The sequence below is a fragment of the Streptomyces zaehneri genome (genome assembly GCF_032248645.1).
GTDB classification, from domain to species: Bacteria; Actinomycetota; Actinomycetes; order Streptomycetales; family Streptomycetaceae; genus Streptomyces; species Streptomyces coriariae.
The window spans coordinates 487,454-503,657 of sequence record NZ_JASTTJ010000001.1; the positions used below are offsets into that span (position 1 = coordinate 487,454).

At 71.1% G+C, this 16,204-nt stretch carries 14 protein-coding genes; 12 read left to right on the top strand and 2 right to left on the bottom strand.

Annotated elements, in window-relative coordinates; translation table 11 throughout:
* Positions 1–49 precede the first annotated feature (49 nt).
* Positions 50–1,249 carry a signal recognition particle-docking protein FtsY gene (ftsY, locus tag QQM72_RS02180; protein ID WP_314219048.1) on the top strand — a complete coding sequence of 400 codons (1,200 nt, stop codon included), beginning with the start codon at positions 50–52 and terminating at the stop codon, positions 1,247–1,249.
* 164 nt (positions 1,250–1,413) lie between these two features.
* Here the strand turns inward: ftsY and QQM72_RS02185 are convergent, their stop codons facing one another.
* The gene (locus QQM72_RS02185; RefSeq protein WP_314219049.1) at positions 1,414–2,070 is read right to left on the bottom strand and encodes a bifunctional DNA primase/polymerase; all 657 of its coding nucleotides are present in this window, start codon (positions 2,068–2,070) and stop codon (positions 1,414–1,416) included.
* 447 nt (positions 2,071–2,517) lie between these two features.
* Between QQM72_RS02185 and nsdA the strand changes: the two genes are divergently transcribed.
* The 5 genes from nsdA to ffh all read left to right on the top strand — a co-directional run bounded on the left by nsdA (position 2,518) and on the right by ffh (position 10,164).
* Positions 2,518–4,002: a transcriptional repressor NsdA gene (gene nsdA, locus QQM72_RS02190; RefSeq protein WP_314219050.1), complete on the top strand. Its 1,485-nt coding sequence runs from the start codon at positions 2,518–2,520 to the stop codon at positions 4,000–4,002.
* 336 nt (positions 4,003–4,338) lie between these two features.
* A complete protein-coding gene (locus QQM72_RS02195; protein WP_314219051.1) occupies positions 4,339–5,679 on the top strand; it encodes an ammonium transporter in 1,341 nt (446 codons plus the stop codon).
* Positions 5,676–6,014 (top strand): P-II family nitrogen regulator, encoded by a 339-nt coding sequence (locus QQM72_RS02200; protein ID WP_003997576.1) that lies wholly within the window; start codon positions 5,676–5,678, stop codon positions 6,012–6,014. Before QQM72_RS02195 ends, QQM72_RS02200 begins: the two co-directional genes overlap by 4 nt.
* 26 nt (positions 6,015–6,040) lie before the next feature.
* On the top strand, positions 6,041–8,491 hold the full coding sequence (locus tag QQM72_RS02205; RefSeq protein ID WP_314219052.1) for a [protein-PII] uridylyltransferase: 2,451 nt from the start codon (positions 6,041–6,043) through the stop codon (positions 8,489–8,491).
* Positions 8,492–8,613: 122 nt separating this feature from the next.
* Positions 8,614–10,164, top strand: a complete 1,551-nt coding sequence (gene ffh / locus QQM72_RS02210; protein ID WP_028806666.1) for a signal recognition particle protein — start codon at positions 8,614–8,616, stop codon at positions 10,162–10,164.
* Between the two features lie 193 nt (positions 10,165–10,357).
* On the opposite strand, the gene QQM72_RS02215 is transcribed toward ffh, so the two are convergent.
* A complete protein-coding gene (locus QQM72_RS02215; RefSeq protein WP_314219053.1) occupies positions 10,358–11,239 on the bottom strand; it encodes a class I SAM-dependent methyltransferase in 882 nt (293 codons plus the stop codon).
* 199 nt (positions 11,240–11,438) lie between these two features.
* Here QQM72_RS02215 and proS point away from each other — a divergent pair, with 199 nt between their 5' ends.
* From proS to trmD, 6 genes are all read left to right on the top strand, one after another.
* Positions 11,439–12,854, top strand: a complete 1,416-nt coding sequence (gene proS, locus QQM72_RS02220; RefSeq protein WP_314219054.1) for a proline--tRNA ligase — start codon at positions 11,439–11,441, stop codon at positions 12,852–12,854.
* A gap of 261 nt (positions 12,855–13,115) precedes the next feature.
* Positions 13,116–13,712 (top strand): hypothetical protein, encoded by a 597-nt coding sequence (locus tag QQM72_RS02225; protein WP_028806665.1) that lies wholly within the window; start codon positions 13,116–13,118, stop codon positions 13,710–13,712.
* A gap of 286 nt (positions 13,713–13,998) precedes the next feature.
* A complete protein-coding gene (gene rpsP / locus QQM72_RS02230; protein WP_054239730.1) occupies positions 13,999–14,418 on the top strand; it encodes a 30S ribosomal protein S16 in 420 nt (139 codons plus the stop codon).
* A 5-nt stretch (positions 14,419–14,423) separates the two neighbouring features.
* Positions 14,424–14,663, top strand: coding sequence for an RNA-binding protein (locus QQM72_RS02235; protein WP_003973401.1), 240 nt, complete (start codon positions 14,424–14,426; stop codon positions 14,661–14,663).
* Positions 14,664–14,776: 113 nt separating this feature from the next.
* Positions 14,777–15,367 carry a ribosome maturation factor RimM gene (gene rimM, locus QQM72_RS02240; protein ID WP_314219055.1) on the top strand — a complete coding sequence of 197 codons (591 nt, stop codon included), beginning with the start codon at positions 14,777–14,779 and terminating at the stop codon, positions 15,365–15,367.
* The gene (gene trmD, locus QQM72_RS02245) at positions 15,367–16,200 is read left to right on the top strand and encodes a tRNA (guanosine(37)-N1)-methyltransferase TrmD (RefSeq protein WP_314219056.1); all 834 of its coding nucleotides are present in this window, start codon (positions 15,367–15,369) and stop codon (positions 16,198–16,200) included. Before rimM ends, trmD begins: the two co-directional genes overlap by 1 nt.
* Positions 16,201–16,204: the final 4 nt, after the last annotated feature.

Below are 16,204 nucleotides of genomic sequence, written 5' to 3' on the forward strand. Positions count from 1 at the left end.
GGGTCGCCACCCGCACCGGCGGGGAGGGGTCACGCATACTGGACGGGTTATGGAAACCGTCATCCTTGCTGTAGTCATCGCCGTGGTCGTGCTCGGTGTGCTCGGCGGGCTCGTGGTCGGCAGCCGACGGAAGAAGTCGCTGCCCCCGCCGCCCCCCACCGCGCCCGACATCACCGCCCCTCCGGCCGAGCCGCACGTCGGCGACGAGGCCGAGACGCCGCGCGACGAACCGCGCCGCACGATAGAGGAGGTGGATCTTCCCGACGGCGGCTCGACCGGCACCGCCGTCGAGGAACCGCCCGTCGCCCCGCCTCTCGAGATCCCGGAGCCCACCGAGGGGCGGCTGGTCCGCCTCCGCGCCCGTCTGTCCCGCTCGCAGAACGCGCTCGGCAAGGGCCTGCTCACGCTGCTCTCCCGCGAGCACCTCGACGAGGACACCTGGGAGGAGATCGAGGACACGCTGCTCACCGCCGACGTCGGCGTGCAGCCCACCCAGGAGCTGGTCGACCGGCTGCGCGAGCGGGTGAGGGTGCTCGGCACCCGCACCCCCGAGGAGCTGCGCAGCCTGCTGCGCGAGGAGCTGCTCACGCTGGTCGGCACCGAGGTCGACCGCACCGTGAAGACCGAGCCCGAGGAGCGCAAGCCGGGCATCGTGATGGTCGTCGGGGTCAACGGCACCGGCAAGACCACCACCACCGGCAAGCTCGCGCGCGTGCTCGTGGCCGACGGACGGACCGTCGTCCTCGGCGCCGCCGACACCTTCCGCGCCGCCGCCGCCGACCAGCTCCAGACCTGGGGCGAGCGAGTCGGCGCGCACACCGTGCGGGGCCCCGAGGCGGGCGATCCCGCCTCCGTCGCGTTCGACGCGGTGAAGGAGGGCAAGGAGATGGGGGTGGACGTCGTCCTCATCGACACCGCGGGGCGGCTGCACACCAAGACCGGGCTCATGGACGAGCTCGGCAAGGTCAAGCGGGTCGTCGAGAAGCACGCGCCGCTCGACGAGGTGCTGCTCGTCCTCGACGCCACCACCGGGCAGAACGGTCTCGTCCAGGCCCGTGTCTTCGCCGAGGTCGTGAACATCACCGGCATCGTCCTGACCAAGCTGGACGGCACGGCGAAGGGCGGCATCGTGATCGCGGTCCAGCGCGAGCTGGGCGTCCCGGTCAAGCTGATCGGACTCGGCGAGGGCGCGGACGACCTGGCGCCCTTCGAGCCGGAGGCCTTCGTGGATGCCCTTATCGGCGACTGAGAGCCGTCAGCCGCCACGCATGGACCGCGACCATCCATCGAGGTCCCACGACGGCGACCGGCCAGAGCCGCGGGAGCGGCGCCGGTCCAGGCGTGAAAGAGCGAGAAGCGCCCGCCCCCAGGTGCAGTGGGAGCGGGCGCTCGGCTGTGTGCGCGCCGTCCGGCTCAGGCGCGCGACCGGTGGGCCAGATAGGCCAGGGTGCCCAGTAGCAGGCGGGCCTGCGGCGGGCGGGTGGCCGAGTCCAGTGCGGGTGGGCGCAGCCAGCGCACCGGGCCGAGCCCGCCACGGTCGGAGGGCGGGGCCGTGATGCAGGTGCCGGGGCCGAGGCCGCGCAGGTCCAGGGCGGTCGGGTCGTCCCAGCCCATGCGGTAGAGCAGGCCGGCCAGTTCGGCGGCGCCGCCGGGGGCGACGAAGAACTGGGTGCGGCCCTCGGGGGTGGCGGTGACCGGGCCGAGGGGGAGGCCCATGCGCTCCAGCCGGACCAGGGCGCGACGGCCGGCGGGTTCGGCGACGTCGATCACGTCGAACGCGCGCCCCACGGGCAGCATGACCGCGGCGCCCGGGAACTCCGACCAGGTCCTGCTCACGTCGTCGAGTGTGGCTCCGGCGGGGATCCGCGGGGCGAACGCCAGGGGATGCGCGCCGGGTTCGCGGCAGTCGGAGCGCCCGCACGAGCAGGCGCCCGCCGCGGCTCGCGCGCCGGGCACCGCGTCCCAGCCCCACAGTCCCGTGAACTCGGCGACGGCGGTGCACTCGGACGAGCGACCGCGCCTGCGCGCGCCGGAGCGGATCTCGCGAATGCCGCCGATCGTGAAGCCCATGCCCCCTCCAACGGGTTCGACGCGCCGATGGTTACGCAGCGATCGATCATCGTGACTCTGCGTGTTCTCACTCCCCGTCGACCGCTCGATCCAGGCAGCGCCTGGAAGCGCTTCGGGTGGTGTGCCGGGCGGTGCGCGCCCCTGAGCGCTTCGCTCCGCCCACTTCCGGCTGTCCTATGTCAAGTGAATCGCGTATGAGCCACCGGGAGTTCATTCGAAGGGGTGGCGAATGGTGGCGATTCCGGGATCCTCGTGGCCGGAGCCGTGATCGTAGGATTACTTTGAGTGTGCGGGTCCTGGAGGCACATGCGCTTGTGGGTATGCCGGAGGCAAGTCGGCTTTCCGTTCGAAGGGTGACAAGTACCGTACGGCAGGCCGTATTTACCGGCATTCTGATAAGGCTTGGCGCACTCAGTGACAAGTGGTCTCAGGGATGGGGGCGTTCCAGTGAGCGGCAACGGCGGAAGCGGAAACAACGCTGCGGGCGGGGACAAGCGCCCGAACGAGCTGCTCTCCTCGTGGTTCGTGCGCAGCGGCTGGTCGAAGGGCGAACTCGCCCGTCAAGTGAACCGCCGAGCGCGCCAGTTGGGCGCCAACCACATCTCCACGGACACCTCGCGCGTGCGTCGCTGGCTGGACGGCGAGAACCCCCGCGAGCCCATCCCCAGGATCCTGTCCGAGCTGTTCTCCGAGCGGTTCGGCTGTGTCGTCTCCGTCGAGGACCTCGGGCTGCGCGCCGCGCGCCAGGCGCCTTCCGTGACCGGCGTCGACCTGCCGTGGACGGCCCCGCAGACGGTGGCCCAGCTCAGTGAGTTCTCCCGCAGCGACCTGATGCTGGCGCGGCGCGGCTTCCTCGGGACCTCGCTCGCCCTGTGCGCGGGCCCGTCCCTCATCGAGCCCATGCAGCGTTGGCTCGTCCCCTCGCCGCCGGCCCCGCTCGAGGAACCGGACTCGATGCCGACCAGCCGGGCCCGCGGCCGGCTCTCCCGGCCCGAGCTGGACCTGCTGGAGTCCACCACCGTGATGTTCCGGCAGTGGGACGCCCAGTGCGGCGGCGGGCTGCGCCGCAAGGCGGTCGTCGGGCAGCTGCACGAGGTCACTGACCTCCTCCAGGAGCCGCAGCCCGGGTCCACCGCGAGGAGGCTCTTCAAGGTCGCCGCGGAACTGGCGGAGCTCGCGGGCTGGATGAGCTACGACGTGGGGCTCCAGCCCACCGCGCAGAAGTACTTCGTGCTCGCCCTGCACGCGGCGAAGGAGGCCGGCGACCGGCCGCTCGGCAGTTACGTGCTGTCCAGCATGAGCCGTCAGATGATCCACCTCGGCCGGCCCGAGGACGCCCTGGAACTGATCCACCTCGCGCAGTACGGCAGCCGGGACTGCGCGAGCCCGCGCACCCAGTCCATGCTGTATGCGATGGAGGCCCGCGCCTACGCCAACATGGGGCAGCCCGGCCGGTGCAAGCGGGCGGTGCGGATGGCCGAGGACACCTTCGCCGAGTCGGACGAGTGGGACGAGCCGGACCCCGACTGGATCCGCTTCTTCTCCGAGGCCGAGCTCTACGGCGAGAACAGTCACTCGTTCCGCGACCTCGCCTATGTCGCCGGCCGCAGCCCCACCTACGCCTCGCTGGCCGAGCCCCTGATGCGCAAGGCCGTGCAGTTGTTCGCGGGCGACCACGACCACCAGCGGTCCTATGTGCTGAACCTGATCGGCATGGCCACGGTGCACCTCCTCCAGCACGAGCCCGAGCAGAGCGCCACCCTCGCCACCCAGGCCATGAAGGAGGCCAAGAAGGTGCGCTCCGAGCGCGTCAACACTCGTATCCGAAAGACCGTCGACAGCGCCGTACGCGATTTCGGGGATCTCTCCGAGGTCGTGGACCTGACCGAGCGCCTCACCATCGAGCTGCCGGAGACGGCCGAAGCGGTCTGATCCGGCTGATCCACAGCGCACGACCCTGGACTCCGGCCGCGGCCGGCCCTCCCGAACTGCCCGACTCGGCTCCCCCATGCCAGGTCATTCGGAAGGCCGCCCGCGGCCGGTTTATTGCGTTCTCCGAAGGTTGCGCCACGATAACGATCCATTCGGCGAACATCAGTCAGTTCATCGAGGCGTAACGCACGAGGCGCCTTCGTCACAGCGGCGAAACAACGAGGGGCGTCCACCGAAACGGCGCTGCGCGAATCTCATGGCGCATAACCGGCCCACCCCTCACGACCCGCTCTGGCTTCGCCCGCACGGGGCCGTACCTACGACGAGGAGACGCCGATGGCAGCAGCCATCACGCTTGCGGCGGACGCACCCACGCTGTCGTCCGCGAACACAGGCTTCATGCTCATCTGTTCCGCCCTGGTGCTGATCATGACCCCGGGCCTCGCCTTCTTCTACGGAGGCATGGTCCGCGTCAAGAGCACGCTCAACATGCTGATGATGAGTTTCATCAGCATCGGCATCGTCACCATCCTGTGGGTGTTGTACGGCTTCTCCCTCGCTTTCGGCACCGACTCCGGCAGCCTCATCGGCTGGAACTCCGACTGGGTCGGTCTCAGCAACATCGGCCTGACGCAGCTGTGGGACGGCTACACCATCCCGATCTTCGTGTTCATGGTCTTCCAGATGATGTTCGCGATCATCACGCCCGCCCTGATAAGCGGTGCGCTGGCCGACCGCGTCAAGTTCTCCGCGTGGGCGCTGTTCGTCGCCCTGTGGGCCACGGTCGTCTACTTCCCGGTCGCGCACTGGGTCTGGGGCGCCGGCGGCTGGGCCTTCGAGCTGGGTGTCATCGACTTCGCCGGTGGTACGGCGGTGCACATCAACGCCGGTGCCGCGGCCCTCGGCGTGATCCTCGTCATCGGCAAGCGCGTCGGGTTCAAGAAGGACCCGATGCGCCCGCACAGCCTGCCGCTGGTCATGCTCGGCGCCGGTCTGCTGTGGTTCGGCTGGTTCGGCTTCAACGCCGGCTCGTGGCTCGGCAACGACGACGGCGTCGGCGCGCTGATGTTCGTCAACACGCAGGTCGCCACCGCCGCCGCCATGCTGGCCTGGCTCGTCTACGAGAAGATCCGGCACGGCGCGTTCACCACGCTGGGCGCCGCCTCCGGTGCGGTCGCCGGTCTGGTCGCCATCACCCCGTCCGGTGGTGCGGTCTCCCCGCTCGGCGCGATCGCCGTCGGCGCCATCGCCGGTGTCCTGTGCGCCATGGCCGTCGGCCTGAAGTACAAGTTCGGCTACGACGACTCGCTCGACGTCGTCGGCGTCCACCTGGTCGGCGGTGTCGTCGGCTCCCTGCTGATCGGCCTCTTCGCCAGCGGCAAGGGCCAGTCCGACGTCGAGGGCCTCTTCTACGGCGGCGGCCTGGACCAGTTCTGGAAGCAGTGCGCCGGTGTGTTCGCGGTCCTCGGCTACTCGCTGGTGGTCTCCGCGATCCTCGCCTTCCTCCTCGACAAGACGATCGGCATGCGGGTCTCCGAGGACGACGAGGTGGCCGGCATCGACCAGGCCGAGCACGCCGAGACCGCATACGACTTCAGCGGGGCCGGCGGCGGCGCCGCCCGCACGACCGCCCTCCCGACCGCGGTCACCGACGCGAGCAAGAAGGTGGACGCATGAAGCTCATCACCGCCGTCGTCAAGCCCCACCGGCTCGACGAGATCAAGGAAGCCCTTCAGGCCTTCGGCGTCCACGGTCTGACGGTCACCGAGGCCAGCGGTTACGGTCGACAGCGGGGACACACCGAGGTCTACCGCGGCGCCGAGTACACGGTCGACCTCGTTCCCAAGATCCGCATCGAGGTGCTGGCCGAGGACGACGACGCCGAGCAGCTGATCGACGTCATCGTCAAGGCGGCCCGTACCGGCAAGATCGGTGACGGCAAGGTCTGGTCCCTCCCGGTCGAGACGGCCGTACGGGTCCGCACCGGCGAGCGCGGCCCGGACGCGCTCTGACGGCAGAACAGAACAGGAGTCGCTGGGTGACGAGTACGGACGTGCGCAAGGATGCAGAGGACTCGGGACCCAGCGGCTACGCGGCGGCCCGGCTGCGCCTCCTCACCGAGGGGGCGCGGTCCGGGCCGCCGCGCCGTTCCGCCCTCGCGGAACTGACCGACGACTGGCTGTCGGGGCTCTTCACGGCCGGTACCGAGGACCTGAAGGGCGTGTCCCTGGTCGCCGTCGGCGGCTACGGCCGGGGCGAGCTGTCCCCGCGCAGCGACCTGGACCTCCTGCTGCTGCACGACGGCGCAGACCCCAAGGCGGTCGCCGCCCTCGCCGACCGGCTCTGGTACCCCGTATGGGACCTGGGCCTCGCGCTGGACCACTCCGTCCGCACCCCGGCCGAGGCCCGCAAGACCGCCGGGGAGGACCTCAAGGTCCAGCTGGGCCTCCTCGACGCCCGCCACCTCGTCGGCGACCCCGGCCTCACGGCGGGACTGCGTACGGCCGTCCTCGCCGACTGGCGCAACCAGGCGCCCAAACGCCTCCCCGAGCTCCAGGAGCTCTGCGTCGAGCGCGCCGAACGCCAGGGCGAGCTCCAGTACCTGCTGGAGCCGGACCTGAAGGAGGCGCGGGGCGGGCTGCGGGACGCCACCGCGCTGCGGGCCGTCGCCGCCTCCTGGCTGGCCGACGCGCCGCGCGAGGGACTCGACGACGCCCGGCGCCGGCTCCTCGACGTGCGGGACGCCCTGCACCTGGCCACCGGCCGCGCCACCGACCGCCTGGCCCTCCAGGAACAGGATCAGGTGGCCGCGGAGCTGGGCCTGCTGGACGCCGACACGCTGCTGCGGCAGGTGTACGAGGCGGCCCGCGTCATTTCGTATGCGAGCGATGTCACCTGGCGCGAAGTGGGGCGCGTGCTGCGCTCACGCGCCGTGCGGCCGCGGCTGCGCGCCATGCTGGGGGGCGGTGCCAAGCCCGCCACCGAACGGTCCCCGCTGGCCGAGGGGGTGGTGGAGCAGGACGGCGAGGTGGTGCTCGCCCGTGCCGCACGCCCCGAACGCGACCCCGTGCTCCCGCTGCGCGCCGCGGCCGCCGCCGCCCAGGCCGGTCTCCCGCTCTCCCTGCACGCCGTACGGCGCCTCGCCGCCACCGTGCGCCCGCTGCCCACGCCCTGGCCCGCGGAGGCCCGTGAGCAGCTCGTCACCCTGCTCGGTTCGGGACAGCCCACCATCGAGGTCTGGGAGGCGCTGGAGGCCGAAGGCCTGATCACGCGGCTGCTGCCCGACTGGGAGCGGGTGCGCTGCCGCCCGCAGCGCAACGCCGTGCACATCTGGACCGTCGACCGGCACCTCATCGAGACCGCCGTCCGCGCCTCCGAGTTCACCCGCCGGGTCAGCCGCCCCGACCTCCTGCTGGTCTCCGCGCTGCTGCACGACATCGGCAAGGGCTGGCCGGGCGACCACTCGGTCGCGGGCGAGATCATCGCCAAGGACGTCGCCGCCCGGATCGGCTTCGACCGCGCCGAGGTCGCCGTCCTCTCCACGCTCGTACGGCATCACCTGCTGCTGATCGAGACGGCCACCCGGCGCGACCTGGAGGACCCGGCCACGGTCCGCTCGGTCGCCGAGGCGGTCGGCTCGCAGAGCACCCTGGAGCTGCTGCACGCGCTCACCGAGGCGGACGCGCTGGCCACCGGCCCCGCCGCCTGGTCGTCCTGGCGAGGTTCGCTCGTGGCGGACCTGGTCAAGCGGGTGGCGGCGGTGCTCGCCGGGGACGAGCCGGACGAGCCCGACGCCGCCGCGCCCACCGCCGAGCAGGAACGGCTCGCCATCGAGGCGGTCGCCACCAGCAGCCCGGTGCTGGCCCTGCGCGCCCAGACCGAGCCCCCCACGGAGGACGGGCCGGCGGGCGACCCCGAGCCGCTCGGGGTGGAACTGCTCATCGCCGTGCCCGACCAGGCGGGCGTGCTGCCCGCGGTGGCAGGCGTCCTCGCCATGCACCGGCTGACCGTCCGCACCGCGGAGCTGCGCGCCCTGGACCTGCCCACCGGGGTCGAGGGCTCCGTCCTGCTGCTGAACTGGCGGGTCGCCGCCGAGTACGGCTCGCTGCCCCAGGCGGCCCGGCTGCGCGCCGACCTGGTCCGCGCCCTGGACGGTTCCCTGGACATCGCCGGACGGCTCGCGGAACGGGACGCCGCCTACCCCCGCAGGCGGGGCGTGGTCGCGCCTCCGCCGCGGGTGACGGTGGCCCCGGCGGCCTCCCGGCACGCGACGGTCATCGAGGTACGCGCGCAGGACGCGCCGGGGCTGCTGTTCCGGATCGGCCGGGCCCTGGAGGACGAGGGACTGCGGGTCCGCAGCATGCATGTCTCGACCCTCGGCGCGAACGCCGTGGACGCCTTCTACGTCACCGGGGCCGAGGGCGCGCCGCTGCCCGGCGACGAGGCCGCCTCGGTGACCCGCAAGCTGGAGGAGACACTGCGGGCGTGACCGTGTGCCGCGTGGCACGCGTCCCCGCCCGCTGATTGCAGCAGGCGGGGACGAATGTCTTGCGCGGCCGGATACCCTGGAAGACGCTCAGACTGCCCCCGACTCCGAGGACCGACGCCGCCGTGTTCGATACTCTCTCCGATCGCCTTTCAGCGACCTTCAAGAACTTGCGCGGCAAGGGGCGCTTGAGCGAAGCGGACATCGACGCCACGGCGCGCGAGATCCGCATCGCACTCCTCGAAGCGGACGTGGCCCTGCCGGTCGTCCGCACGTTCATCAAGAACGTCAAGGAACGCGCTCTCGGCGCCGATGTCTCCAAGGCGCTGAACCCCGCCCAGCAGGTCCTGAAGATCGTCAACGAGGAACTCGTCACGATCCTCGGTGGCGAGACCCGGCGGCTGCGGTTCGCCAAGCAGCCGCCGACCGTGATCATGCTCGCCGGCCTCCAGGGTGCCGGTAAGACCACCCTCGCCGGCAAGCTCGGCCGCTGGCTGAAGGAGCAGGGCCACTCGCCGCTGCTCGTCGCCTGTGACCTCCAGCGCCCCAACGCCGTCAACCAGCTCAGCGTCGTCGCCGAGCGCGCAGGCGTGGCCGTGTACGCCCCGCAGCCCGGTAACGGGGTGGGCGACCCGGTCCAGGTCGCCAAGGACTCGATCGAGTTCGCCAAGGTCAAGGTCCACGACATCGTGATCGTGGACACCGCGGGACGGCTCGGCATCGACGCCGAGCTGATGCGGCAGGCCGCGGACATCCGCGACGCCGTCTCGCCCGACGAGATCCTCTTCGTCGTCGACGCGATGATCGGTCAGGACGCCGTCAACACGGCCGAGTCCTTCCGCGACGGCGTCGGCTTCGACGGTGTCGTGCTGTCGAAGCTCGACGGTGACGCCCGCGGTGGCGCGGCCCTGTCGATCGCCTCGGTGACCGGCAAGCCGATCATGTTCGCCTCGAACGGCGAGAAGCTCGACGAGTTCGACGCCTTCCACCCCGACCGGATGGCCTCCCGCATCCTCGACATGGGTGACCTGCTCACCCTGATCGAGCAGGCGGAGAAGACGTTCAGTCAGGAAGAGGCCGAGAAAATGGCCTCCAAGCTGGCGTCCAAGAAGGGCCAGGACTTCACCCTGGACGACTTCCTGGCCCAGATGGAGCAGGTCAGGAAGATGGGCAGCATCAGCAAGCTGCTCGGCATGCTGCCCGGCATGGGCCAGATCAAGGACCAGATCGCCAACCTCGACGAGCGTGACGTCGACCGCACGGCCGCGATCATCAAGTCGATGACCCCCGCCGAGCGTCACGAGCCGACGATCATCAACGGCTCGCGCCGCGCCCGTATCGCCAAGGGTTCCGGTGTCGAGGTCAGCGCGGTGAAGGGCCTGGTCGAGCGGTTCTTCGAGGCCCGCAAGATGATGTCCCGGATGGCCCAGGGCGGCGGCATGCCCGGGATGCCGGGCATGCCGGGCATGGGTGGCGGCGCCGGCCGGCAGAAGAAGCAGCCGAAGCAGGCCAAGGGCAAGCAGCGCTCCGGCAACCCGATGAAGCGCAAGCAGCAGGAGCTGGAGGAGGCCCAGCGCCGCGAGGCCCAGGCCCAGGGCGGCAACGCGCTCGGGCTGCCGCAGCAGGGCGCCCAGGACTTCGAGCTGCCGGACGAGTTCAAGAAGTTCATGGGCTGACGCCCGCCGCAGCGGCTCGGCACCGAGCCGAGCCCGTCCGTACGCCGTGTGGGGCGCTCTTCCGTTCGCGGAGGGGCGCCCCACACGGCGTACGGACGGGAAGCGGCCGCGCGCGGGCACGCGCACCGGCGCGGGCGTCACGCGGCCGGCGCAGACCCACGGGGAGGTGTGGTCCTCGGGCGACGCGGGAGCTTCAGGGAGTCCGCGCGATCAGGTACCGGAACACGTTCGGCATCCACACCGTCCCGTCCGGGCGCCGGTAGGGGTGCAGCGCCTCGGTCAGTTCCTTGTCGACCTGCGCCTGGTCCGTCGCCGCGACCGCCGCGTCGAACAGCCCGGTGGACAGCAGGCCCTTGAGGGCGCTCTCCACGTCGGCGTACCCGAAGGGACAGGCCACCCGCCCCGATCCGTCCGGCCTCAGACCGGCCCGCCCGGCGACCTCCTCCAGGTCGTCGCGCAGCGCCGGGCGCAGCCGGACCGTGCTGCCGCGCAGCGGCTCGGCCAGCTTGGTCGCGATCCGCAACACCGCGGACGTGGCACAGCGTTCCGGTGGACCCCAGCCGACGAGCACCACCGGCGCCCCGCGCGCGGCGAGCGGTGTCGTGGCCGCGAGCAGACCGCCGAGCCCGTCCGCGTCGCCGGCGAGGCACCCGATCGGCTCGAACGCGGTCACCAGGTCGTACGCGCGCGTGCCAGGGCCGGCCGTGTCCTTCGGTAACCGGTCCGTGAGGCGGATGCCGCCACCGCCCCCACGCGCGCCCGCGCCCCGCTCCCCGGGCTCCTTCGGCAGCAGGCGCTCGCGCGCGAGGGTCAGCCGTTCGGGTGAGGAGGGTTCGACACCGGTGAGGGCCGCCGCGCCCCTGGAGGCCGCCATCAGCAGGGCGAGCCCCGAACCGCAGCCGAGGGCGAGGAGCCTGGTGCCGGGCCCCACGTCCAGTCGCTCGTAGACGGCCTCGTAGAGCGGGACCAGCATCCGCTCCTGGATCTCCGACCAGTCACGCGCGCGTGCACCCGGGTCCGCGCGGGGCGTCGGCCCCGCGAGTGGCAGGTGCTGCCGCACGAGCGTAGGTGTCATGGATAAGCGCCCCAATCCGCCGAGAGTTGCCGCAGTAACCGATCAGGTGGCCCCCGTGCAGTGCGCTCGCACTTCCCCCGTATGCCAGGTAACTCCCCGTACGCGACGGCGTCCAGGGGTCTCGGGGCCCCGCTTGTGCGCCGGCTGTGCCTGTGGCGAGAATTCACATTCCGGCAACTTGGGGCCGTACCATCGCGCCATGGCAAAGGCTCCCGTTCTCACCCCGCGGGCGGACGACTTCCCCCGCTGGTACCAGGATCTGATCAACAAGGCGGAACTGGCCGACAACGGACCGGTGCGCGGCACCATGGTGATCCGACCGTACGGTTACGGACTGTGGGAGCGGATGCAGGCGGAGATGGACGCCCGCATCAAGGAGACGGGCACCGAGAACGCTTACTTCCCGCTGCTGATCCCGCAGTCCTACCTGACGCGCGAGGCGGACCATGTCGAGGGATTCGCACCCGAGTTGGCCGTGGTGACGCACGGGGGCGGCAAGGAGCTGGAGGAGCCGGCGGTCGTCCGGCCCACCTCCGAGACCATCGTCAACGAGTACTTCTCCAAGTGGGTGCAGAGCTACCGCGACCTGCCCCTGCTGATCAACCAGTGGGCCAACGTGGTCCGTTGGGAGCTGCGGCCCCGTCTCTTCCTGCGAACCTCCGAGTTCCTCTGGCAGGAGGGGCACACCGCGCACGCCACGTACGAGGAGGCCCGCGACTTCGCCGCGCGCATCCAGCGCGAGGTCTACGGCGACTTCCTGGAGAACGTCCTCGCGATCGACTTCGTCTCCGGCCGCAAGACGGTCAAGGAGCGCTTCGCGGGTGCCGTCAACACCCTCACCCTCGAGAGCATGATGGGCGACGGCAAGGCCCTCCAGATGGTCACCAGCCACGAGCTGGGCCAGAACTTCGCCAAGGCCTTCAACACCCGCTACCTGACGAAGGACGGCACCCAGGAACTGGTCTGGCAGACCTCCTGGGGTTCGACGACCCGCATGATCGGCGCCCTGGTGATGACCCACGGCGACGACGACGGGCTGCGGGTGCCGCCGCGGCTGGCGCAGATCCAGGTCGTCGTCCTCGCGATCAAGGGCGACGAGGCGGTTCTGGCCAAGGTCCGCGAGCTGGGCGACCGGCTGAAGGCGGCGGGGCTCCGCGTCCGGGTGGACGACCGCACCGACGTCCCCTTCGGGCGGCGCGCGGTCGACTGGGAGCTCAAGGGCGTGCCCGTCCGCGTCGAGATCGGCCCCCGTGACCTGGAGAACGGCACCGCGATGCTGGCCCGGCGCATCCCGGGAGGCAAGGAGCCGGTGGCGATCGACGCGATCGAGGCCCTGCTGCCCGCCGTCCTCGAAGCGGACCAGGCGCTGCTGCTGAAGCAGTCCCGTGAGCGCCGCGAATCCCGCACGACGGACGTCTCGACGATCGAGGAGGCGGCCGAGGCGGCCGTCGCCGGCGGCTGGGCGCGCGTCCCGTGGGCGACCCTCGGCGAAGAAGGCGAGGCCAGGCTGGCCGAGCAGTCGCTGACCGTGCGCTGTCTGGTCGCGGAGGACGGGTCGGTGCCGGACGACGGGGACGCCCCCGGTAACGTCGCGATCGTCGCGCGCGCTTACTGAGACGGCGCCCTCCGCTCGCGAGAGCGACCGAAACGTCTCTTGCGCCCCTGCGGAACATCCCTACCCCGGCGTGCGGACATCGTCTACGCGCCGGGTCGTACGTGGGCCTACGCACCACCTTGGTAGGAGCTGTGAGGCTTCTCCGCAGATCAGCGCACCCGCCCTCGTCAGGACGCATCAGCGGCAACTGACTGGTACGTGCAAATTATTTGGGATGGCCCGGAATAGGAACACAGGGGCACCCCCGCTCGTTGTCATTACGTGAGCACGACACAGACACCACCTGTTCTCGCCGCAGAGCTGGCAGAGGCGTGGGCCGACATTCAGCGGTACCACCCCGAGCTGCCGGATCTTGCCGCGCCAGAGTCCCTGATCGGGGAGTCGTCGTCCGCCTGCGGTCACGAGCTCTCCTTCGAGCGACTGCTTCACGAGGCAGTCCATGGCATCGCCGCAGCCCGCGGCGTGCGCGACACCTCCCGCGCCGGCCGCTACCACAACCGCAGATTCCTCGCGATCGCCGAGGAACTGGGTCTGGACCACCCCGAGGAGCCGCACCCCAGCAGCGGCTTCTCCCTGGTCACGCTCAACCCCGAGGCCAAGCGGCGCTACCGGCCGACGATCGAGCGCCTCCAGCGGGCCCTCAAGGCCCATCTGGCGGCCACCTCCTCCGACACCACCCGTAGCTTCCGCGGTCCGGCGGCCCGGCACGGCTCCTCCGGCGGCGGCGTCCGGGTCAAGGCAGTGTGCGACTGCGGCCGCAATGTGCGGGTCGTCCCGTCGGTCCTGGCCCAGGCGCCGATCGTGTGCGGGGGCTGCGGCAAGCCGTTCCGGATCCCGGAGATCGCGGGCGCGGCCTAGGCGCGTGCCGTCATGCACCGGCATCTCGTGGCTGCCGGTTCAGCGTGATGCGGGGGGCCGTCTAAGGCGGCGCCCCGCAAGCGCCGGGCGTTTCTGCCGCATGCCCGGAAACCACCCGCGGCCGGAAGGGACCCGCGCGGTGTGGCACAATGGCTAGCTGTACTCGACAGTCGCACAGGACCCCTCTCTCCTCCGGCTGACGCGTCCATCGGGCACTCGGGTACCGCAACCCCACGCGGCCATCTCGCCGTGCCCAACCACGTCAAGACCAGGAGACACCACTTCCGTGGCAGTCAAGATCAAGCTGAAGCGTCTGGGCAAGATCCGCGCGCCTCACTACCGCATCGTCGTCGCCGACTCCCGCACCCGTCGTGACGGTCGTGCGATCGAGGAGATCGGCAAGTACCAGCCGACGTACCACCCGTCGATCATCGAGGTCGACGCCGACCGCGTGGCGTACTGGCTGGGTGTCGGCGCGCAGCCGACCGAGCCGGTGCTCGCCATTCTGAAGAAGACCGGCGACTGGCAGAAGTTCAAGGGCGAGCCCGCCCCGGCGCCGCTGCTCGTCGCCGAGCCGAAGAAGGCTCGCCCCGTGTTCGAGGCCCTCGGTGGCGACGACTCGGGCAAGGGTGAGGCCATCACCCAGAAGAAGAAGGCTGAGAAGAAGGACGAGGCTGCCGCCGAGTCCGAGTCGACCGAGGCCTGAGCAGCATGCTCGAAGAGGCGCTTGAGCACCTCGTGAAGGGCATCGTCGACAACCCCGACGATGTGCAGGTGGCCTCGCGCAACCTGCGCCGTGGGCGGGTGCTCGAGGTCCGGGTACACCCCGACGACCTCGGGAAGGTGATCGGCCGCAACGGCCGCACCGCACGCGCTCTGCGCACCGTCGTGGGCGCCATCGGCGGCCGTGGCGTCCGCGTCGACCTCGTCGACGTGGATCACGTCCGCTGACGCGTTTCGCAGCACCGGCTCGGGCCGGGGAGGGCCACTGGCCGTCCCCGGCCCGTAGTCGTTACGGCAGTCGTGATGACAGGTACGACAGGTACGACAGGAGATCTTCAGAAGTGCAGCTCGTAGTCGCGCGGATCGGCCGCGCCCACGGCATCAAGGGCGAGGTCACCGTCGAGGTACGCACCGACGAGCCGGAGCAGCGGCTCGCGCCCGGCGCCGTCCTGGCCACGGACCCGGCCTCGACCGGCCCGCTGACCATCGAGACCGGCCGCGTCCACAGCGGTCGTCTCCTCCTGCGCTTCGAAGGGGTGCGGGACCGCACCGCCGCCGAAGCCCTGCGCAACACCCTCCTGATCGCCGAGATCGATCCCGCGGAGCTGCCCGAGGAGGAGGACGAGTACTACGACCACCAGCTGATGGACCTGGACGTGGTCACCAAGGACGGCCTCGAGGTCGGCCGGATCACCGAGATCTCGCATCTGCCCTCCCAGGACCTCTTCATCGTCGAGCGGCCAGACGGCAGCGAGGTGATGATCCCCTTCGTCGAGGCGATCGTCACCGAGATCGACCTCGAGGAACAGCGGGCCGTCATCGACCCGCCGCCCGGTCTGATCGACGACCGGGCCGAGATCGCGTCCGCGCGGGACGAGGACGCGGCCGAGGGCTCGGACGGGGACGCGGCCGAGGACGGGGACCGGCCGTAATGCGCCTCGACGTTCTCACGATCTTCCCCGAGTACCTCGACCCGCTGAACGTCTCCCTGGTCGGCAAGGCACGCGCGCGTGGCCGGCTGGACGTACAGGTGCACGACCTGCGGGAGTGGACGTACGACCGGCACAACACGGTCGACGACACCCCCTACGGCGGCGGCCCCGGCATGGTCATGAAGACCGACCCCTGGGGTGACGCCCTCGACACCGTCCTGGCCGACGGCTACGAGCGGGGCGCGCACGCGCCCGCGATCGTCGTTCCGACCCCCAGCGGCCGGCCCTTCACCCAGGAACTCGCGGTCGAGCTCTCCGAGCGCCCCTGGCTGATCTTCACCCCGGCCCGTTACGAGGGCATCGACCGGCGGGTCATCGACGAGTACGCCACCCGGATCCCGGTCTACGAGATCTCCATCGGCGACTACGTCCTGGCCGGCGGGGAGGCCGCCGTCCTGGTCGTCACCGAGGCCGTGGCGCGCCTCCTGCCCGGCGTGCTCGGCAACGCCGAGTCCCACCGCGACGACTCCTTCGCCCCCGGCGCCATGGCCAACCTGCTCGAGGGCCCCGTCTACACCAAGCCGCCCGCCTGGCGCGGCAGGGAGATCCCCGAGGTGCTGCTCAGCGGCCACCACGGCAAGATCGCCCGCTGGCGCCGGGACGAGGCCCTGCGGCGCACGACGGCCAACCGGCCCGACCTGATCGAGCGCTGCGAGCCGAGGACCTTCGACAAGAAGGACCGAGAAATGCTCTCCATCCTGGGCTGGACGCCCGATCCGGAGGGTGCGCCGTACGGTCGATTTTGGCGCAGGACCGACGACGTGGAACAATAGGTCG